The sequence below is a fragment of the Fictibacillus nanhaiensis genome (assembly GCF_049537595.1).
In the GTDB taxonomy this organism is placed as follows: Bacteria; Bacillota; Bacilli; order Bacillales; family Fictibacillaceae; genus Fictibacillus; species Fictibacillus nanhaiensis_F.
Map to the genome: position 1 here is coordinate 680,919 of NZ_JBMULM010000002.1, position 20,223 is coordinate 701,141.

The following is a 20,223-nucleotide window of genomic DNA, read 5'->3' on the forward strand; positions in this document are numbered from 1 at the left end:
TAAAAATGTCTCAGAAAAAATCATTCAATAGGTTGGTTTTTCTGGGAACTGAAACCTTTTTCTTGTAAAAAGCGTCTAAGCCAAAAAGGGGGAAATACGATATGTGGAAGATATGGAAATTATGGGTATTCGTTGCTGTGATTTTATTGAGTGGATGTAGCAGTGATAGCAGTTCAAATAGTGATAAAGCTGTAGATAGAGATAGTGGCAGTAAGTCAGAAGCAAAAATGGACACCACTACAGAAGAAAATCAGAGTTCCGAATCCGAGAATGGCAAAGAAGAACAACAAATGAAGAACGAAAGAAAAGTGATCTATCAAGCTGATATTGAGATTACAGTGGATACATTACAAACCTCGATGGAAACGGTTCGGAAAAAGTTAGAATCAATGGACGGTTATATAGTAGAGTCGAACACGAGTACAGGAGAGAAAGATTATGAATCTGGTGTGATGGTTGTTCGTGTCCCGATGAAAAGTTTTCGTCCTTTCTTAGAAGAGGTTCGAAGCTTGAGTAAGGGCACTCCGAACGAAAATATTCGTGGAGAAGATGTTACAGAAGAATACGTGGATCTATCTTCACGTTTAAAAGCCAAACAACAAGTAAGAGAGCGGCTTGAAGCATTTATGAAGAATGCTCAGAAGACAGAAGATTTGTTAAAGATATCGAGTGATCTGGCTGCTGTTCAAGAAGAGATCGAACAGGTAGAGGGTCGTTTGAATTTTTTGCAAAATCAAAGTGATTATTCAACAGTTACGATTCAATTTCAAGTAAAAAATTTAAAAGCGAAAACACTTCAAACGGAAGGTTTAAATACGTGGGCAAAAACGAAGGTCCTTTTTATGGATACAGTTAACTTTTTAATGTCTGCTATTTCGTTTGTTGTAGTAAGTTTATTGGGTCTTGCGCCGATCTGGGTGATCGTAGCCATTGTGATTTATGTGTGGTGGTTAAAGAGGAAAAAAGAGCAAAAGAAAAAGCCGGAATCACCGACAACTTTGACTTAGAAAATAGGTATTAACTTGTCAGTAACGGGGACGTCAGAAACACCCTCTGCAGCACGGATGATTCCACCGTTTGCTGAAAGGGTGTTTTGGCTTTTACGGCACCTTTTTAAAGAGTGTGCCGTCCAAAAGCACTAACTGAGAAACGCTTTGTACTCTGCGCTCAATTTCATAAATCGTTCTTTATCTTTTGTATCCAAGGCATTGTCAATTTCTCTTTCATAATACTCTCTGTAATAATTGTGAAGGGCCTCATCCAGTACCATTTGGGCAATAAGGCTGAAGGCAAATGGGTCTCTTTTTTGTTGTTTGTACTGCACCATTTCATTTTGGTTCTTGTTAAAAGAAGCATTTTTGTCTTTCATCCTGTTTCCCTCCTTAAATTATCTCCCTATCCAATTTAACCTTTTATGTTTCTAGGTTTCTACTAGTATACTGAGCAAGATGCCTAATGACAACCATTTTGTTTGAAAATTCAGAAAAAATTTCTTTATTGCTTCTAAAGTACCTTACTTTCACCACCTTCTGGTAAAAATGTTAATGAATTGTCATTTTTATTTCTGGTAAAAACTTTTTGTTACGAATGTTTTATTTCTATGTTTTTTATGTTGTGATTCTGTGTTAGTTATTATTTCCCCGTATTTCAAGAGGGTTAAACTTTTTGAAACCGATAACCTAAAAAAATATTGACATTATTGTTTATGTATGAGTAGGATTGTGTTAACTCAATATTGTTATTTCGCTAGGGGTGCTTATTGTAAGCTGAGAGAAGGTTATGACCTTCGACCCTTTGAACCTGATCCAGTTCATACTGGCGTAGGGAAGCGGCGTGGATAAACTATCGTTTTCTTTATGACTTGAAATTTAAAGCCACCCGCTAAATAAGCGGGTGGCTTTTTTGCATAGATAACTAGGAGGTAAGTGTATGGGACATTTGATAAAAGTGAATAAAGCCCTTACGATCGCAGGATCAGACAGTGGCGGTGGAGCAGGAATTCAGGCTGATTTAAAAACGTTTCAAGAACTAGGAGTGTACGGTATGTCGGTTCTTACTGCAGTTACTGCACAGAACACAACAGGTGTTCAAGGGATATTTCCAGTGACAATAGAGGGATTAGAAGCTCAGTTGAAGTCAATAGGCAGTGACTTGACGCCTGATGCCATTAAAACAGGAATGCTTTTTTCAGGTGAGTATATCGAGAGAACAGCATATATGATAAGGGAATTTCAATGGAAAAACGTAGTGGTCGATCCAGTCATGATCGCAAAAGGAGGTGCAACGTTGTTAGGTGAAGAAGCACTTCATGCGATGAAAACATGCATGCTTCCACTCGCAAAAATCGTCACACCTAACATTCCAGAAGCAGAAGCATTAACAGGGATAAAGATAGACTGCAGTGAAGCTAGAATGGAAGCGGCAAAAGTTTTATTTGAAGCTGGTGCTGATCATGTTGTTGTTAAAGGTGGACACTTTGGAGATGGTGAATTTGTATCAGATCTCGTCTTTAATGGCATTGAAATGATCGAACTTGTAGAGAAGCGGATTCAAACAGAAAATACACACGGAACAGGATGCACGTTTTCAGCGGCTATAGCAGCTGAGCTTGCTTCTGGTAAGAAAGCAGAGAATGCGATAGTGAGTGCAAAAAAATACATACAAACCGCTATCGAACATGGAATCGATGTTGGTTCTGGTCATGGACCGGTCAATCATTTCGCTTATAGGAGGGTTACACATGAACAATACTAGAATACAAGAATGGAAAACGTTCGTATCACAGATACGAGAAGAAAAGCCGCTTGTTCATCATATAACGAATAACGTAACCATGAACTTTCTAGCTAATGGTGTCCTCTCAGCAGGAGGAAGTCCAATGATGGTGCATGACGCATGTGAAGTCGAAGAAGCAGTAGGTGTGGCCGATGCTTTAGTGCTAAACATCGGTACTTTAGATGAATTATCAGCGAAATCTATGATACTCGCTCTACGAAGAGCAATGCATAGAGAAGTACCTGTAGTCCTTGATCCAGTGGGAGTAGGATTATCATCGTTCAGGCAAGAGCTTGTAAGAAAGTTGTTGTTTGAACATTCAGAATTGAAGGGGGTCAGACCCCAAACAATTCTGACAATTTGCGGTAATGCTGCTGAGATGCAGTTTTTGGCTGAAGGCGCATGGGAAGGCAGAGGAGTAGATGGTGATCTGGCTAACTCAGATGAGGAATTGATCAAGCTTGCTGAAGCCGCTGCGAAGCAAACAGGCTGTCTTATTGCAATGACTGGAACTAAAGATGTTATTTCAGATGGCGAAAGGGCAACCGTTCTTTCTCACGGAGACCCCATGCTTTCCTATGTCACTGGGACAGGATGCTTTGCTACATCAATGGTGGCTCTCTATCAGGGAAATCAGAAAAAAGAAGTTACAGGAGATAAAGTAGACCTGCCGATACTAGAAAGAACAGCACTTGCTCTATTGATGCTCACTAAAGCGGCTGAAGAGGCTGTGAAAACGGCCAAAGGTCCTGGGAGCTTTCAGCAAAACCTTCTCGACCAGCTTTATAATTTAGAATCTACTCATGAGATATTTCACGGATCCATCCACTGGCAAGATCACGTGTTGAAGGAGGGAGCGAATCGATGAAAACTCAAGCAAAGACACGTTTACAACAAGATCTATCACTCTATTATGTAGCAGGGACGATGAACTGCTGTTCACCAGAAGATTTTTATCGTATTCTTGTGCAAGCGATTCAAGGTGGAATTACCACGTTTCAGTTTCGTGAAAAAGGTGTTAACTGCTTGAGTGGTCAGAAACAGTTAGAAATGGCAAAGCGTGCAAAGGAAATATGCCACAAACATGATGTGCTATTTATCGTGAATGACGATCTAGATTTGATGAAAGCTGTTGATGCGGATGGACTTCATGTTGGTCAAACAGATGGTAATCTAGCGTATATTCGTAAAGAAACAGAAGGTAAACTATTAGGTGTGTCAGCTCACACACTTGCTGAGGCGAAGGATGCCATCGAACATGGAGCCGATTATATTGGTGCTGGCCCGATCTATCAGACGAGTACAAAACCTGATGCGAAGAAACCTGTAGGCGTTGATCTAATCGCTAAAATTCGCAGCAATCAAGTGAACATTCCGCTTGTTGGTATCGGCGGGATTACGCTGCAAAACGCGAGTGAAGTCATTAAGGCAGGTGCGGATGGTGTAGCTCTAATCTCAGAAATAAGTGGTGCAGTTGATCCTTCTTCCGCTTCAAGCAACCTGCTTTTTGCTATTCAAACAGCGAAAAGAGAAGTGAAGTGAAGATATCTGTTCAAAAACTTACTGTAATGGCTATGTTAGTCGCGATCGGGACGATCTGTTCACATTTGTTATATATTCCTGCTGGAGTAGCAAAAGCGTTTCCCGTTCAGCATGCGATCAACGTGATGGCTGGTGTGATGCTCGGACCCTTTCCGGCGGTAATCGTCGCATTCAGTATCGGTTTGCTTCGTAACTTAATTGGAATCGGCTCTCTGCTTGCTTTTCCAGGAGGAATGATCGGTGCATTTTTGGCAGGTTACCTTTATAAAAAAGGAAGAAAATACACGTTCGCATTAATAGGAGAATGGGTTGGGACTGGAATGATAGGAGCTGTTATAGCAGTTCCGGTTGCTACCGTTTTCTTAGGATCAAAAACGGGTGCATTCTTTTTTGTCACTCCTTTTTTGGTTAGCTCTATCGTTGGTGGAGTGATCGGGTTGCTAATTCTCCGTCTTCTTTTTAAAAATGCAACGGCAAAAAACTGGCTAGGATCGAACGAAGAAAAAGCTCTATGAAGTTATGCACCGGATAGGCTCACATACCGTACAATGTGTACTATCAACCTGAATAGGGGGAAGATCGGATGAAAAAACGTCCAAAACCCTGGGTGTATACAGAGATGGTTCTTATGTATTTTGGACTGCTTTTAGCTATTTATAACGGTAAGACTTGGGAAAATCCCACTGTATTATTTTCAATCTTGATGGTGATCTTTATCTTTCGTGCAGTTGAGCGAAAAATTTTTAATCAAAAAACTGAGTTTTGGTTGAACACAGGAATGGCCACGGTCTTTTTCATTCTTGGAATCGTACCGTTTGTATAAAAAGGATAATGTATAGAAAGCAGGCTGAAATGAAAATCAGTCTGTTTTCTTTATTTTTAGGCAAACGTATATTTTTTTCAAATCTTTGACAAAATGATACTGAACGTAATAAAATAATTTTACGTAAAGAAATATTTTTATGTAACGAACATATATTATTGTGAAGTGAGGTGATGAGAGTGAAGAGGAATCAAAGAATGCCAGAGACGTTTATTGTCACAGAACCGGAACAAGCAGCTGCACTATTGCATCCTGTAAGATCTGAGCTCATAAGTTTGTTAAAAGAGCCGCGTTCTGCGACAGAGCTATCAAAAAGAATGAACGATTCCGCTCAAAAGATTAATTATCATCTTAAAGCACTAGAAAAAGTGGGCCTTGTGGTTCGCGCAGGCACAAGGAATGTTAGGAACCTTGTAGAAGTTCTATATGTAAGTGCCGGCCGTTCTTTTTTATTGTCAGATTCATTAGGTCTCTCTTCTGACACGATAAAAAAACTCCAAGATCAAACCGCTCTTGCTCATGTGTTATCACTTACAGAGAAGATGAAGCGGGATGCCATTTCTTTAATGGAGCAATCGGAGGAAGAAGAGATACCAAGCGCAGTAGTAGAAATGGAACTAGCACTTTCTACCATGGAACACCGCAATGCATTTTTACAGGAATATGCAGATATGCTCACCACTCTCATACAAAAACACCACAGACCAAACGAAGAGAACGCAAAAGTGTATCACGTTTCAATGGCGATGTACCCAAAACCTGAAGGAGGCGGCACAACGTGAATAAGAAGAGCAAAGGTACTGTTTTCCCGATCAATTCTGAAGTGGCAAATGAGGATGCGAACATCCTTCCTATGAAAAAGGAAGTACAGGTGAAAGAAACAGAAACGGTGCAGGAGCCGGCTAAGATCATTTTTATCACGTCAGGATTTGGTAAAATACATGTTTCACCAAAAACAAATACAAACCCAATGGCAATTGCAGCCTAATTAGGAGGAAAACAGATGAATCTAATCCCTATGGTAGTAGAGTCGACAAACCGTGGAGAGCGATCTTATGATATCTATTCGCGTTTATTGAAAGACAGAATTATTATGCTGGGAAGTGCGATCGATGATAACGTGGCAAATTCTATCGTTGCTCAATTGCTCTTCTTAGCTGCTGAAGATCCGGATAAAGATATCTCCATCTACATCAACTCACCAGGAGGTTCTGTTACAGCAGGTCTCGCGATCTACGACACGATGCAGTTCATCAAACCAGATGTTTCAACGATCTGTATCGGGATGGCGGCGTCAATGGGAGCTGTACTCATGGTAGCTGGTGCAAAAGGAAAACGCTACGCGCTTCCGAACGCAGAAGTGATGATACACCAGCCATTAGGCGGAACACAAGGGCAGGCCTCAGATATGGCAATTCACGCGAAGCGCATCCTGCAGACTCGCGAGTTGTTGAATAAGATCATCTCTGACCGTTCGGGTCAACCGATCGAGAAGGTAGAAAAAGACACTGACCGTGATTATTTCATGTCTGCAGAAGAAGCATTGAAATACGGGATCATTGATAAAGTAATCGAGAAGATCTAAGAACTGAACGAGAGAACAGGATAATAAAGAAAGAAGCCAGCTGTGAAAAATCAGCTGGCTTTCTTATGTATTGATGGGGTCAGTCCCCAAACAATTTATTTCCTTTGTTGTTTTACGATTTTCTCTAAGGGTGTTTGTTTCATTTTGATCATTAGATGGATGTCATTTCGTTTTAATCAAGCTGAATATGGTAATCTAATGTAAGTTACATGGTTTAACAGATTATGAGTTTGTAAAGATTAACGAAAGAAGGAATGAAGCATGTCAGCTACCACAGGCAAGTCAACAGATACTTCTAACCAACAAAGAACGATCTATTCTATTCTTTTTGCCATAAGTTTTGTGCATTTATTAAATGACTCTATGCAGGCGGTTATTCCGGCTATCTTTCCGATATTAGAGAAATCAATGAATCTTTCATTTACTCAGCTTGGTTGGATTGCTTTTACTTTAAACATCACGTCTTCTATCATGCAGCCCGTGATCGGTTGGTATACGGATAGAACGACTTCACCTTATATACTGCCTGTTGGTATGATGGCGAGTTTAATAGGTATGTTAGGCATCGCGTTTGCAGACTCCTTTTACATGATCATACTTTCGGTTGTTGGAATCGGTTTAGGGTCTGCTGTCTTTCACCCTGAGGGGTCTAGAGTCGCCTATATGGCAGCTGGAAACCGTAGAGGGCTAGCTCAATCCATCTATCAAGTAGGTGGCAATACAGGCAGTTCACTCGCTCCTGTGATGACGGCACTCGTATTCGTGCCACTCGGACAGTTTGGAGCTGTATGGTTTACTTCACTAGCGGCTATCGCTATTTTTGTATTGTTTTATGTTTCAGGCTGGTATGCTAAACAGCTCGTGCATTTTCCTCGTGTTCAAAAGCAAACTGGTGAGAAGAAACAGATAGATAGAAAGCGAAAAAAACAAGTAATAGGAGCGATGGCATTACTCGTGTTTTTAGTATTTGCTCGTTCATGGTATTTCTCTGGAATCGGAAACTATTATCAGTTTTATTTGATCGATGATTATGGTTTAACGATCAGACAAGCTCAAGTTTATTTATTTGTTTTCATGGCCTCCGGTGTACTCGGAACATTCTTTGGAGGACCGATCGCAGACCGGCTAGGAAAGAGGAACATGATTTTTTGGTCGATGGTCGGAACTGCTCCACTCGCTTTACTTCTTCCACACGTAGGATTATGGGCAGTTATTCCTTTGTTCTTCTTGATCGGCTTTATCTTGAACACAAGTTTTTCAGTGACGGTCGTATATGCCCAAGAATTAGTGCCAGGCAGAATAGGTATGGTATCAGGTTTGATCGTAGGTCTGGCGTTTGGTATGGGAGCGCTCGGATCGGTAGTGCTTGGTAAGGTAGCTGACGTTACAAGCATTTCAAACACGATGTACTTGATCAGCTTCTTACCATTAGTCGGCCTGTTAACTGTCATGTTGCCAACAGATAAAACGCTAGAGAAATGGTCTTCTGGGGTCTGACCCGGGTCAGACCCCTAAAAAAGACATTTTCACTATTATGTCTTTTCCACAAACACAAAAGCCCCTGTCTCCATGGAGACAGGGGCTTTCTTTAGTTATTCAATCGGCGATATTTGGCACTTGCAAACATGAAAATCCCATAGGCGATAAAGCCTAGCGATACGATGGCGAGAAGAATAGGACCAAACGGCTGTGATACAAGTTCTAAGAGAGCACCATCCAATCCGCGTGTCTCTTTTGGATCAGCAAGTATAGCCGTTCGAACTAAAAAGAAAGCAATGATCATAAAGACGATTCCGCGTGCAGCCATTCCGAACGTTCCGATATAACCGCTCCAACGCCACTCATTTTTGTTCATTTCATTCTTCTTTAAATCACGCTTAAAGCGGTGTGTGAAGGCTCGAAACATGAAGACGATGCCTATAATCGCAAAAATAACTCCTCCGATAGCAACCAATAGCTGACCGAATGGCTGTGAGAGCATCTGTGCCGAAAGAGTTTGGTACGTCTTATCAGACGACTCTGCTCTTGCACGAAATAAGATGCGTAGGGAGCTTATACACATTGCGATATAGATTCCTGCAATTATTAAAAAATTTAACCGATTAAACCATCTTTTCCAATTGTGATTAACACATTCAGGATCGAAAAGGGCTCTAACGATCTGCCAAAAAGCAAATGCACTTAACCCTACAGAAAGGACGATTAAAAGGACAGGACCAAAAGGCTGTTGAGCGATTGTAAAGAGGGCGCCGTTTGAACTCGCTTCATTCGGATGTTTACCTATTGACATGATTAGCGCCAGAATGCCGATGATGATGTACACGATACCTTTTGATAGATAACCGATACGAGCCGAACGGTGGACCCAAGGGCGGTATGAGTCAAAATGATTTTTCATTTTATCTTTAAATGTTGGTTCTTTTACAAAAGGCTGTTTCACGATAAGCACGTTTCTCCTTTCAGAGTAGATTACTTCTAGTCTCTGGTGGGTTGTATAACAAGTAAATTCGGTAAACGTTACTTATGATCGTCTTTAAGACAGCATAAGTAGGAATAGCTAATAGCAGACCTATAAACCCAAAGGCTGCACCAGCCATGAGTACGACTAGGATGATGGTGAGCGGATGGATACGAAGCTGTTTTCCCATGATTTGAGGAGACAAGATATTTCCTTCAACCTGTTGTACAACGAGCGTTACGATGGCAACTTTTACGGCCATAAAAGGGTCTTGGATCAAACCTACTAAAAGAGCTGGAAATACTCCAATGAACGGTCCTAAAAAAGGAATGACATTTGTCAGTACGGCAAAAAGAGCAAGCACTAGAGCGAACTTTAATCCGATCAAGAGGTACCCGGCATACATAAAGATCCCGACAAAACAGGCTACAAGAACTTGACCTTTTATGTATGAAGATAAGGTAGAGTCTATATCCCGTAAAATTGCGGCTACATCATATTCCATATGATGAGGGGCAAACCGTAAGAAATAATTAAAAAATTTCTTGTCATCAAGCAACAAATAAAAAAGTATAAAAGGGACCACTAACAATACGAGAGCGATATTTGTCAATGTGGCGACAAGGGCAATTACATCTTTTGAGACGGTGTTCGTAAACTTTTCTAATCGCTGTGTTGCAAGTTTAGTTATTTGTGTGCTATCGATGAACGATTTCTTGCTTCCGGTAATCATCGTACCTGTTTTTTCAGTAGCTTCACCTATCTTTTTCGGGAAATCGTCGGTGATATTAGTAAGCTGATCTGCTACAACCGGAACCGCTAGCGTGGCAATACCTGATACGGCTAGGATTAATCCGACCATCACTATCATGATGGCTAAGAATTTCGGAACTTTTTTCTCCACTAAAATACGTATGACGGGTCTAAGTAAATAATAAAGTAATCCTGCGATAAACAAAGGAAAGAAAACGCTAGATATTACGAGATAGAGGAAGTCGAGCAGATAATCAATCTTACCTAGTAGATAAAGGATGGTTAACAGTAAGACGGAACCTGCCGCGTATTTAAAAAATGAATGATGATACCACATTAAACCTGACCTCCATTTCATATTAGTAGTCTTTTCCCTTTTTAATAATCTGTAATCTTATTTTGACAATAAAATAATTGACATTTTCTAAGAGCGCTGATAGATTGTAAGTGTAAATGTAAACGTTTACGTAACAAGAAAGCAGGGAGATGTTTTGAATCCGACAATAAAAGATGTGGCCAAACATGCAAACGTTTCAATCGCTACAGTTTCTCGGATTGTGAACGGATTGCCTGGCTATTCGGAGGAAACGAAAAAAAAAGTCCAACATTCCATTGAAGCACTTGGCTATCAGCCTAACGCGATCGCACGTGGACTCATCAACAAGCGTACACAGACGATAGGAGTCCTGTTTCCAGATGTTTCCGGAATGCTTTCGTCAGAAGTACTTGAAGGTGTAGAGAATGCAGCGCATGACGGAGGATTCAGTGTAATCGTCTGCAATACGACTTCGAGTGGAAAGAGGACCGTAAAGTATTTGAGGCTGCTGCAAGAAAAAAGAGTTGATGGTATCATCTTTGCTTCAGAAGATGTTAAAGAAGAGTACTATAAGATCTTTCAAGAGATGAAAGTACCTATTGTCCTTGTTTCTACGGCGTCTTCCAAATACGATCTGCCGTTTGTTCGAGTAAATGATTTTGATGGAGCTTTTCAAGCTACACAATATTTAATTCGAAAAGGTCATAAAGTGATCGGCATGATCGGCGGAAGCGATGAGGATCCGATTGCGGGAGTACCAAGGATGCAAGGATTTCAAAAAGCTCTTGAGAGTAATGGTCTTTCATTTACTAACAATCATATTACAAAAAATGAGGGCTATCGTTTTCAAAACGGAAAAGAATCACTGCCACTTCTGCTAAAAAAACTTCCTGACATGACCGCACTATTCGCAGCAAGTGATGAGATGGCCATTGGTGCAATGTCTGCTGCACATCAGTTAGGAATAAGAGTGCCAGAGGAACTATCAATCATCGGTTATGATAACTTGAAGATTGCTGAGATGTGTTACCCTCCACTAACGACTGTATCTCAGCCGTTAAAGGACATGGGACAAACCTCAGGTGAAATGCTAGTCAGTTTGATAAAAGGTGAACAACAAGAAGCAAAAAGCCGTTATATGCCTTTTACCATTGTGGAAAGGCAATCAGTCAGTGATTTTCGTGACAAGTAAAAAACGGGTTTACTCAAAGCTTCATTTTTATTTGGAATTAACGTAAACGTTTACTTAAAACGCTTACATATATAGGAGGATGTTATACATGATTAAAGTTACAGTTTGGAATGAAAATCGTCATGAACAGAAAAATCCAGTAGTTAAAGATATTTATCCAAAAGGAATTCATGGTGCTATCCAAGAATTTCTTGAAAAAGCAGGACATGATGTGAATACAGCAACACTTGATGAAGCTCAACATGGTCTAACAGAAGATGTGTTAAAAAACACGGATGTTTTAGTATGGTGGGGACACTTAGCTCATGATGAAGTAGAAGATGAGATCGTAAATAAAGTATATCAACGCGTTCTAGATGGTATGGGTCTACTCGTCCTGCACTCTGGTCACTTCTCTAAAATCTTTAAAAAATTGATGGGAACTTCATGTGATCTAAAGTGGCGCGAAGCAGATGAAAAAGAACGCATCTGGATCGTTAATCCAAGTCACCCGATTGCAAACGGACTTGGGGAATACATTGAACTTGAAAAGGAAGAGATGTATGGAGAGCATTTTGATATCCCTGCTCCAGATGACCTAGTATTTGTTAGCTGGTTTGAAGGGGGAGAGGTGTTCCGATCTGGAGCGGCTTACAACCGTGGTAAAGGAAAAGTGTTCTATTTCCGTCCGGGACATGAGACGTATCCAACGTATTATAACGAAGATGTACAAAAAGTAATCACGAATGCTGTATCTTTCTTAGCACCTTCAGGCAGTGAAGCGCCAAAGTACGGAAATGCTAAGCCGCTTGAAGCGATTGGAGCAAAATAAAAATAAAAGCCTTTTTTTGAAAAACTATGAAGTTATTGAGAGTGGTTGATTTCCTCTCCAGGCTGCTCGCTTTCCGCGGGGCAGACGGTGAGCCACATTCGTACGTTTCACGTATAAGTGTCTCACCTGCCTGCCTGTCCTAGCCAAGAGTCTCGCACCTTGCGCTACAATCAACGATCAAGAAAGCAGTTTTATAAATTCTTTAGTAGCAAGAATCGTTTAGTAAGGTAATTTGATTGTTGTGTAAGCAGGTGCTTGGGGGCTTAACCGCCTTCCTGGAAGTTGAACAATTTAAGGAAGCTTCCTTACTCCTGTGTCTCAGGCATAAGCCATACACTTTACGCAACAATCTACGTGTAAATGAAGCCAATTAAAAAGTCTGTAAAACAACAATCTTTAATAAGGGTTAAAAATAAAAGGAGGAACTAAATATGACAATCAAAGTTGGAATTATCGGTTGCGGTAGTATCGCACAGCATCGCCATCTGCCAGAATATGCAGCGAATCAAGACGTAGAGATCGTTGCAGTTTGTGACATTGTAAAAGAACGTGCTGAGTCAACACAAGCGGTTTACGGAGGAAAGATCTTTACGGATTATAACGAACTTCTTGCGCTTAAAGATGTAGATGCAGTAAGTGTTTGTACACCTAACTTTCTTCACGCGCCGATCTCAATTGCAGCTTTAAATGCTGGCAAGCACGTTTTATGTGAAAAACCGATGGCAACATCACTTCAAGAAGCAGAAGAAATGATCGTTGCAGCAGAAAAGAGCGGAAAAACGCTGATGATCGGTCATAATCAGCGCTTTGTTCCGGCACACCAAAAAGCTCGTGAGCTGATTGCCTCTGGTGATATCGGGAAAATTTACAGCTTCCGAACGGCCTTTGGGCACCCAGGACCTGAAGGCTGGAGCGTCGATGGTGTGAACAGCTGGTTCTTTAAAAAGGATGAAGCGTTTATCGGTGCAATGGGAGACCTCGGTGTTCATAAAACAGACTTGATTCGATACATTCTTGGAGAAGAGATCACAGAAGTTGGTGCTTTTGTTGAGACGAGCGCAAAAGAGTTTGCTTCAGTTGATGATACAGCTGTTTGCGTGTTGAAAACAGAGAGTGGAACTATTGGAACATTGGCCGCTAGCTGGTCTTATACGGCAAAAGAAGATAACTCTACAATCATCTATGGAGAAAAAGGCATCCTTCGATTAGAGGATGATCCGAAGTATTCTTTAGTCGCACAGTACACGAATGGAAATGTTGTACGTTATGAGATGGGTGCGATTCAAACGAATGATAACCAGTCTAACTCTCATGTGGTAGATCACTTTATCGAGGCGATTGAAGAGGGTCATGCTCCACTGATTACGGGCGAAGAAGGAAAACGCTCATTGGCCGTCATTTTAGCTGCGCTAGAATCAAACGAGAAGAAGACGATTGAAAAAGTTAAAACAGGAGTTCACGCATGAAACTAAGAGTTGGGATCATAGGGGCAGGCGGTATCGCACAAGGCCGTCATATTCCCGCTTTTCAAAGTTTAAGTGAAAAAGCAGAAGTGACAGCCATTAGTGATGTAAACGTGGATGTTGCTAAAAGTGTTGCTGAAAAATTTCACGTACCGAACTATTTTACGAGTTACATAGAGATGTGGCCCCATGTAGATGCGGTTGTGATCTGTACGCCTAACAAGTTTCATAGAGAGATCACAGTTGCAGCATTGGATGCAGGTAAACATGTTCTGTGTGAGAAACCGATGGCAATGACCGTTGAAGAATGTGCTGAAATGGTAGAAGCAGAGAAGCGATCAGGAAAAGTATTATCGATCGCTTATCACTATCGATACATGAAAGAGTCTCAAGCTGCAAAACGAATCATGGAGTCTGGAGAAGTTGGTAATCCTCTTGTCGTTCGTGTACAAGCGCTTAGAAGAAGAAAAGTTCCGGGTTGGGGCGTATTTACAAATAAAGAACTTCAAGGTGGCGGCAGCTTGATCGACTATGGCTGTCATCTGCTGGATCTGACACTTTGGCTTTTAGATAACCCGGTAGTGAGTGAAGTATCTGGTCAAACGTATAACACCGTCAGCCGTGAAGCGGAACAAGTAAACCAATGGGGTTCGTTTGATGCAGAAACATTTGAAGTCGATGATCATGTCACCGCGTACATTCGCCTCGCGAACGGTGCTACGATTCTGTTTGAAACATCGTGGGCGGCAAATATTCCGGACGATGCAGAACTTCTTCGCATTTCTGGTGATAAAGGTGGACTCGATGTATTCCCGTTTGCGGTGAACAAAGCTGAAAACGGTATGATGACTACAACTAAAGCAGATTGGATCCTAGGAAAAGACAATCCTGGTCTTCCTCAAGCAGAAAATTTTGTGGACAGCTGTTTAGGTAAAGCAGAACCTCTTGTGAAAGCTGAAGAAGCGATGAACACCTCTCGGGTGATCGAAGCGATCTATGCCAGCAGTCTTATGAAAAAAGGCGTTCAACTAGGAATTGAAAAAGGAGTGAAATAGTATGAAATTAGGTGTGTTTACGGTTTTGTTTTCACAAAAATCATTTACAGACATGCTTGACTATGTGAAAGAAGCAGGGGTACAAGCCGTAGAAATTGGAACGGGTAACTATCCAGGAAACGCTCACTGTCCGCTTGATGAACTACTTCAGAGTGAAGAGAAGCGTTCACAATACCTTCATGAAGTAGAGAAGCGTGGTTTGACGATCTCAGCCTTCAGTTGTCACGGTAATCCGTTATCTCCAGACGAGGCTTTTGCAAAAGAGTCACATGAAACTTTTGTAAAAACCGTTGAACTGGCTGAATTAATGAACGTACCGGTGGTAAACTGCTTCTCTGGTGTACCGGGTGACTCTGAGAATGCAAAATATCCGAACTGGCCAGTTTCCCCTTGGCCGAATGAATACAGCGATGTGTTGAAGTGGCAATGGGAAGAGAAGTTGATTCCATATTGGCGCACGTGGGGTCAATTTGCCAAAGAACATGGCGTGAAGATTGGCTTAGAGCTTCACGGTGGTTTCTTGGTGCATACTCCTTATACGTTACTGAAGCTGCGTGAAGAAACATGTGATGCGATCGGTGCGAACCTTGATCCATCCCACCTTTGGTGGCAAGGTATCGATCCTGTAGCAGCAATCAAGATACTTGGAAAAGCTGGAGCGATCCACCACTTCCATGCTAAAGACACATACTTAGACAAAGATAATATTAACATGTATGGATTAACAGATATGCAGCCATACGGCGCTGTTCAAAACCGCGCATGGAGCTTCCGTTCAGTAGGCTGTGGTCACTCTGTTCAAGATTGGTCTGACATGATGAGTGCACTTCGTACGTATGGTTATGATTATGTAGTAAGCATTGAGCATGAAGATCCGATCATGTCGATCGATGAAGGATTCAAACGCGCGGTGAAAAACCTGCAGTCGATCCTCATTGCCGAGCAGCCAGCGGAGATGTGGTGGGTTTAGGGGTCTGACCCCACACAAATACAAATTAACTAAATTTGTATTTGTGGAGTGGACACGCCGTAGCATTACATTCCAGTCTCATCGCTTTGATAAAACCTGTATCCCTTTTAAGGGGGATACAGGTTTTCTGTGTATTAGATTAACCGATTAAACCTCATTCATCAAAAAGATTTGACAGTTCATCCCAATATCACATATAATTTCAAAAACATATGACGAAGAAAACGAAGAAGAGGATTAGTAGATCGATTCTGTCTTTTTAGAGAGGGAGCTGTATCGCTGGAAGGCTCCTACTGACAAACGATTGAACCTGCCTCTGAGTTCTGTATCTTATTACAGTTATAACAGTTATAGGATATTCAGCGGTTAAATACCGTTATCATGAAAGAGTGTAAAGCTATGCTTTGAATTAGGGTGGTACCGCCAAGGAATTGGTCCCTAATGAAAAGTGTAGCTTTTTTTTATTTTCATTAAGCGAGGAGTGCAACCAATGACAAAAGAATTTGTAAAGAGCGTAACAAGTATGCAAGATGATTTTGCTCAATGGTATACAGATGTGGTAACAAAAGCGGAACTGATTGATTATTCAAGTGTTCGCGGATCAATGATCTTAAGACCTTACGGCTACGCAATATGGGAAAACATTCAAAAAGAACTTGATAAGCAAATCAAAGTGACAGGTCATGAGAACGTGTATATGCCGCTTTTTATTCCAGAAAGTCTGCTTCAAAAAGAGAAAGACCATATTGAAGGATTCGCTCCTGAAGTAGCATGGGTCACACATGGAGGAGAAGAAAAGCTGACAGAACGCCTTTGTGTTCGTCCGACATCAGAAGTTCTTTTTGCAGAACACTTTAAAAACATCATCCATTCACATCGTGATCTTCCAAAGCTTTATAACCAATGGTCGAACGTTGTGAGATGGGAAAAGACCACTAGACCTTTTCTTCGTACTCTTGAGTTCCTCTGGCAGGAAGGACATACTTGCCATGAAACAGATGAAGAAGCTCATGATGAAACGGTAAGGATGCTTAATGTGTATGCTGATCTCTGTGAGGAATTCCTTGCAATACCGGTCGTGAAGGGTCAGAAAACAGAAAAAGAAAAATTTGCTGGAGCGAAATATACCTATACGATTGAAAGCCTAATGCATGATGGGAAAGCGTTGCAGTCTGGAACTTCTCATCATTTAGGAGATGGATTCGCCAAAGCTTTCGGTATTGAGTTTACGAACAGAGAAGGAAAACTACAGACTGTTCAGCAGACATCATGGGGCTTTACGACTCGTATTATTGGGGCGATGATCATGGTTCATGGCGATGACCGAGGGCTCGTTGTTCCTCCAAAGATAGCGCCAACTCAACTCATGATCGTACCGATTGCTCAACACAAAGAAGGTGTTCTCGATTTTGCATACGATTTAAAAGATAAGCTATCACATACCTTTCGAACTGGAATTGATGCAAGTGATAAAAAGCCAGGGTGGAAATTTAATGAGTATGAGATGAAGGGAATTCCTCTCCGCCTTGAGGTAGGGCCGCGTGACATCGAACAAGATCAAGTGATATTAGTGCGAAGAGATACAGGGGAAAAAGAAATCCTACCTCTAAAAGGTTTAGAATCTTACATTCAAAATACATTAAGTGATATTCAAAATAGCTTGTTTAAAAAGGCAAAGGCTCATCGAGAAAATCAAACAACAACGGTCACTACATTCGATGAATTCAAAGCTAAGCTTTCTGAAAAAGGCGGATTCATTAAAGGGATGTGGTGTGGTGATGAGGCTTGTGAAAGTTATATAAAAGACGAAACAGGGGCAACATCAAGGTGTATACCATTTGAACAAGAGAAGCTCTCAGATAAATGTGTTTGCTGTGATCAACAAGCAAAACAACTTGTGTACTGGGCAAAAGCATATTAAAGAGAAGGGGTCAGACCCGGGGTCTGACCCCTTCTCGTTTTTTCAAATATGTTTATTTTCACTATATTAGTAACTTTACATTACTGTACGTCATACACTATACTATAATCGAGGTGATTGCATGAGCGAATTAATTTTCTCTCTAAAGACAGAGCTGCGAAGAGGAACGTTAACTTTAGCAGTTTTAAGCCAGCTCCAAACACCGCAATACGGATATTCACTCGCGCAGCGGTTAGAAGAGAACAACATATCTATTGACCAAAGCACTCTGTATCCACTTCTTCGAAGGCTCGAGAAGCAAGAGTTGCTTACGAGTGAATGGGATACTACAGAGAACCGACCTAGAAAATATTATCTTCTCAGCGAGTTTGGTCAAGAAGTGTTCAAGCAACTGAAAGAAGAATGGCATAACACGTCCATGCAATTAAATTCGATGTTATAAGGAGGAATTCCAAATGAATTTGATTGAAACGTATATCAGTGAAGTGACACAAAGACTTCCCGAAAAAATAAGGGATGACATCGCGATGGAGCTAAGGTCGACAATTGAAGATATGCTTCCAGATCAACATACAGACAAAGATGTTGAAGACGTTCTAATGAAGCTCGGAGATCCTGTTAAACTTGCTAGCGAATATAACAACAAACCTCGCTATATAATAGGTCCTATGTTTTATGAAAGTTATATTAATGTCTTGATCGTAGCAGCTATCATTTCTATAGTAATCAGCAGTCTTACCCTCTTTGTGAACGGTATGATCACGTTTGAAGGTGATAAATCTCTATTTACTCTAATGGCTTTTATCGGTCAACTTTGTTTGAAGATGCTCTTATCCAGCTTAAATGTTTTGTTTCAAGTTTTCTTCTGGGTAACGATTGTTTTTATCATGTTAGAACGATCAGGTGTTTCAAATGGTGATCTTTACACGAGAAAAAAGAAAACATGGTCTCCATCCGATCTATATCAACTTAAAAAAGTAGTGACGAAAAGACAGATTCCAAAGGGGGAAGTTTTCTTTAGTTTGTTCTGGACAGCAATATGGGCAATGATACTATTTAACTCGTCTGAAATGATCGGCTGGTATGAACAAAGTGGAAAAGGATTAGAAGGACTTACGCTTAAAGCACCATTATTCAATGAGGAAGTTTTATTCTCATATGCTCCTTTTATCGTTCTGCTTATTCTCATTGAAGTAAGTCTTGCTATCTATAAATTTTTCATTGGAAGATGGACGAATCTACTTGCTTCATTGAACTTAATCTATCACTTTATTTCGGTAGGATTACTTTGTTTTATGCTAACGGATGAAACTCTTTATAATAAGTCATTCACTGAAAAACTATATGACACCGTCCCCGATGTACCAACATTTTGGTTTATATCTACAATTGCAACAATCATAGCGGTTTTTTCTATTATAGATATCATTTCGGGTTTCAATAAAGCAAATAAATCCAACACCTTAATGGATCAATGGATGAAGAACGGATAAGCAAAAAGACTTCTATCATGAAGTCTTTTTATTTTTAAAATGGAATAATATGTTAAACTCAAACAAATAGAAATGACTTAGGAGGAATACCGTGATTACACTCGTAATAGCAGATTCTTCAAAAGCTAAAGAAATTGCAAAGTTCATTGCAAACCAAAATAGAATAGCATCCAAGCATTGCGGCTATTGCGGTGAACTGGAACACGAGATTCTTCATTCGCTGAAAGAAGACCTCTCAGATGTTCCTTATCAGGAATCTTTTGTGTTGGCCTATGAGAATGACTTCCTAGTGGGAGTTCTTGGATTTGATGCCGACCTTGAAAACCGGAACGCCGAAATATGGGGTCCTTTTGTTACGCATAGTGAGCACCAGCAGGTTACAAAAGAGCTTTGGGATTTCTTACTCCAGCTCATACCTCAAACGATTGAAAAGGTTCATTTCTTTATCTCTACAGACCATACAGACCTCAAACAGTTTCTAACTCATAACGATATGATAGACCAAAAAAGCAAACATACCGTTCTATCAATCACCAAGGAAGCAATAACAACCACAGCTGAAGTGAATAAAATTAAAGAATTTACAGAAAGAGATAAGAATGATTTCAAGAATTTGCATGATACCCATTTTCCTTCGACGTATTACAATTCACAACAGATCATTGAACGATTGAACGAGTTTCATAAAGTATTTGTATATCAAATTGAGGATGAAGTGGTGGGTTATATTTATGTAGAGATACAACCACAGTTTAGTGAAGGATCTATTGAATTCTTCGCTGTAGATGAAATGCATAGAGAAAAAGGAATCGGTGTACAGCTTTTAACGTATGCTGTCACATGGATGCTCAGCAATTCACATTTGAAGCATATTGATCTGTGCGTCAACAATGAAAATAAGCTAGCGATCCATCTTTATAAAAAAATAGGTTTTGGTATTCGAAAAGAACTATTCCATATAACTAAGCAACTTTCTGTAGAGACATTGCCTAGAAAATAGTACTATTTTAATTTGACCACTATGAAAAATATTTTTTCCGTATAAAATAGATAGAGTGATTATGAA

The 20,223-nt window shown here is 40.5% G+C and carries 22 protein-coding genes, 1 riboswitch and 1 other annotated feature; of the genes, 19 read left to right on the forward strand and 3 right to left on the reverse strand.

Translation table 11 applies throughout. The annotated features are described in order from the left end of the window. The first annotated feature begins 101 nt into the window (after nt 1-101). Complete coding sequence (locus ACOZ9X_RS14870) at nt 102-1,007, forward strand: DUF4349 domain-containing protein (RefSeq protein WP_423418860.1); 906 nt, start codon at nt 102-104, stop codon at nt 1,005-1,007. 131 nt (nt 1,008-1,138) lie between these two features. Here ACOZ9X_RS14870 and ACOZ9X_RS14875 read toward each other — a convergent pair whose 3' ends face one another. Beyond that, nucleotides 1,139-1,369: an IDEAL domain-containing protein gene (locus tag ACOZ9X_RS14875; protein WP_137790020.1), complete on the reverse strand. Its 231-nt coding sequence runs from the start codon at nt 1,367-1,369 to the stop codon at nt 1,139-1,141. Nucleotides 1,370-1,738: 369 nt separating this feature from the next. Beyond that, nucleotides 1,739-1,844: riboswitch (TPP riboswitch) on the forward strand. A 97-nt stretch (nt 1,845-1,941) separates the two neighbouring features. On the opposite strand from ACOZ9X_RS14875, the gene thiD reads away from it, so the two are divergent. The 9 genes from thiD to ACOZ9X_RS14920 all read left to right on the forward strand — a co-directional run bounded on the left by thiD (nt 1,942) and on the right by ACOZ9X_RS14920 (nt 8,222). Then, complete coding sequence (thiD, locus tag ACOZ9X_RS14880; protein ID WP_423418963.1) at nt 1,942-2,754, forward strand: bifunctional hydroxymethylpyrimidine kinase/phosphomethylpyrimidine kinase; 813 nt, start codon at nt 1,942-1,944, stop codon at nt 2,752-2,754. Next, nucleotides 2,741-3,643: a hydroxyethylthiazole kinase gene (gene thiM / locus ACOZ9X_RS14885; RefSeq protein ID WP_423418861.1), complete on the forward strand. Its 903-nt coding sequence runs from the start codon at nt 2,741-2,743 to the stop codon at nt 3,641-3,643. The genes thiD and thiM overlap by 14 nt, the downstream gene beginning before the upstream one ends. After that, nucleotides 3,640-4,317 carry a thiamine phosphate synthase gene (thiE, locus tag ACOZ9X_RS14890; RefSeq protein ID WP_423418862.1) on the forward strand — a complete coding sequence of 226 codons (678 nt, stop codon included), beginning with the start codon at nt 3,640-3,642 and terminating at the stop codon, nt 4,315-4,317. The genes thiM and thiE overlap by 4 nt, the downstream gene beginning before the upstream one ends. Nucleotides 4,318-4,319: 2 nt before the next feature. Continuing rightward, complete coding sequence (gene thiW / locus ACOZ9X_RS14895; protein WP_423418964.1) at nt 4,320-4,832, forward strand: energy coupling factor transporter S component ThiW; 513 nt, start codon at nt 4,320-4,322, stop codon at nt 4,830-4,832. A 68-nt stretch (nt 4,833-4,900) separates the two neighbouring features. Continuing rightward, the gene (locus tag ACOZ9X_RS14900; RefSeq protein WP_423418863.1) at nt 4,901-5,140 is read left to right on the forward strand and encodes a hypothetical protein; all 240 of its coding nucleotides are present in this window, start codon (nt 4,901-4,903) and stop codon (nt 5,138-5,140) included. Nucleotides 5,141-5,337: 197 nt separating this feature from the next. Next, nucleotides 5,338-5,922 (forward strand): winged helix-turn-helix domain-containing protein, encoded by a 585-nt coding sequence (locus tag ACOZ9X_RS14905; protein WP_197194676.1) that lies wholly within the window; start codon nt 5,338-5,340, stop codon nt 5,920-5,922. Further along, nucleotides 5,919-6,128, forward strand: a complete 210-nt coding sequence (locus ACOZ9X_RS14910; protein WP_423418864.1) for a hypothetical protein — start codon at nt 5,919-5,921, stop codon at nt 6,126-6,128. The genes ACOZ9X_RS14905 and ACOZ9X_RS14910 overlap by 4 nt, the downstream gene beginning before the upstream one ends. A 15-nt stretch (nt 6,129-6,143) precedes the next feature. Beyond that, nucleotides 6,144-6,725 carry an ATP-dependent Clp endopeptidase proteolytic subunit ClpP gene (gene clpP / locus ACOZ9X_RS14915; protein ID WP_066392681.1) on the forward strand — a complete coding sequence of 194 codons (582 nt, stop codon included), beginning with the start codon at nt 6,144-6,146 and terminating at the stop codon, nt 6,723-6,725. Between the two features lie 261 nt (nt 6,726-6,986). Further along, nucleotides 6,987-8,222, forward strand: a complete 1,236-nt coding sequence (locus ACOZ9X_RS14920; RefSeq protein ID WP_423418865.1) for an MFS transporter — start codon at nt 6,987-6,989, stop codon at nt 8,220-8,222. 91 nt (nt 8,223-8,313) lie between these two features. Here the strand turns inward: ACOZ9X_RS14920 and ACOZ9X_RS14925 are convergent, their stop codons facing one another. Next, nucleotides 8,314-9,165, reverse strand: coding sequence for a DUF1206 domain-containing protein (locus tag ACOZ9X_RS14925; RefSeq protein ID WP_423418866.1), 852 nt, complete (start codon nt 9,163-9,165; stop codon nt 8,314-8,316). 19 nt (nt 9,166-9,184) lie between these two features. Continuing rightward, nucleotides 9,185-10,273: an AI-2E family transporter gene (locus ACOZ9X_RS14930; protein WP_423418867.1), complete on the reverse strand. Its 1,089-nt coding sequence runs from the start codon at nt 10,271-10,273 to the stop codon at nt 9,185-9,187. Nucleotides 10,274-10,427: 154 nt separating this feature from the next. Between ACOZ9X_RS14930 and ACOZ9X_RS14935 the strand changes: the two genes are divergently transcribed. The 9 genes from ACOZ9X_RS14935 (at nt 10,428) to ACOZ9X_RS14975 (ending at nt 20,157) form a co-directional block, all read left to right on the forward strand. After that, nucleotides 10,428-11,444: a LacI family DNA-binding transcriptional regulator gene (locus ACOZ9X_RS14935; RefSeq protein ID WP_423418868.1), complete on the forward strand. Its 1,017-nt coding sequence runs from the start codon at nt 10,428-10,430 to the stop codon at nt 11,442-11,444. A gap of 88 nt (nt 11,445-11,532) precedes the next feature. Then, entirely contained in the window at nt 11,533-12,255 is a 723-nt protein-coding gene (locus ACOZ9X_RS14940) for a ThuA domain-containing protein (RefSeq protein ID WP_423418869.1), read from the forward strand. A 431-nt stretch (nt 12,256-12,686) separates the two neighbouring features. Beyond that, nucleotides 12,687-13,721, forward strand: a complete 1,035-nt coding sequence (locus tag ACOZ9X_RS14945; protein ID WP_423418870.1) for a Gfo/Idh/MocA family protein — start codon at nt 12,687-12,689, stop codon at nt 13,719-13,721. Then, complete coding sequence (locus ACOZ9X_RS14950; RefSeq protein WP_423418871.1) at nt 13,718-14,773, forward strand: Gfo/Idh/MocA family protein; 1,056 nt, start codon at nt 13,718-13,720, stop codon at nt 14,771-14,773. The genes ACOZ9X_RS14945 and ACOZ9X_RS14950 overlap by 4 nt, the downstream gene beginning before the upstream one ends. A gap of 1 nt (nt 14,774) precedes the next feature. After that, nucleotides 14,775-15,743: a sugar phosphate isomerase/epimerase family protein gene (locus ACOZ9X_RS14955; protein WP_423418872.1), complete on the forward strand. Its 969-nt coding sequence runs from the start codon at nt 14,775-14,777 to the stop codon at nt 15,741-15,743. A gap of 218 nt (nt 15,744-15,961) precedes the next feature. Then, nucleotides 15,962-16,186, forward strand: a binding site (T-box leader). 47 nt (nt 16,187-16,233) lie between these two features. Further along, a complete protein-coding gene (proS, locus tag ACOZ9X_RS14960) occupies nt 16,234-17,664 on the forward strand; it encodes a proline--tRNA ligase (protein ID WP_423418873.1) in 1,431 nt (476 codons plus the stop codon). A 121-nt stretch (nt 17,665-17,785) separates the two neighbouring features. Further along, complete coding sequence (locus ACOZ9X_RS14965) at nt 17,786-18,106, forward strand: PadR family transcriptional regulator (RefSeq protein ID WP_423418874.1); 321 nt, start codon at nt 17,786-17,788, stop codon at nt 18,104-18,106. 13 nt (nt 18,107-18,119) lie between these two features. Continuing rightward, nucleotides 18,120-19,157 (forward strand): HAAS signaling domain-containing protein, encoded by a 1,038-nt coding sequence (locus ACOZ9X_RS14970; protein WP_423418875.1) that lies wholly within the window; start codon nt 18,120-18,122, stop codon nt 19,155-19,157. Nucleotides 19,158-19,248: 91 nt separating this feature from the next. Then, entirely contained in the window at nt 19,249-20,157 is a 909-nt protein-coding gene (locus ACOZ9X_RS14975) for a GNAT family N-acetyltransferase (RefSeq protein WP_423418876.1), read from the forward strand. The last annotated feature ends 66 nt before the right edge of the window (nt 20,158-20,223 follow it).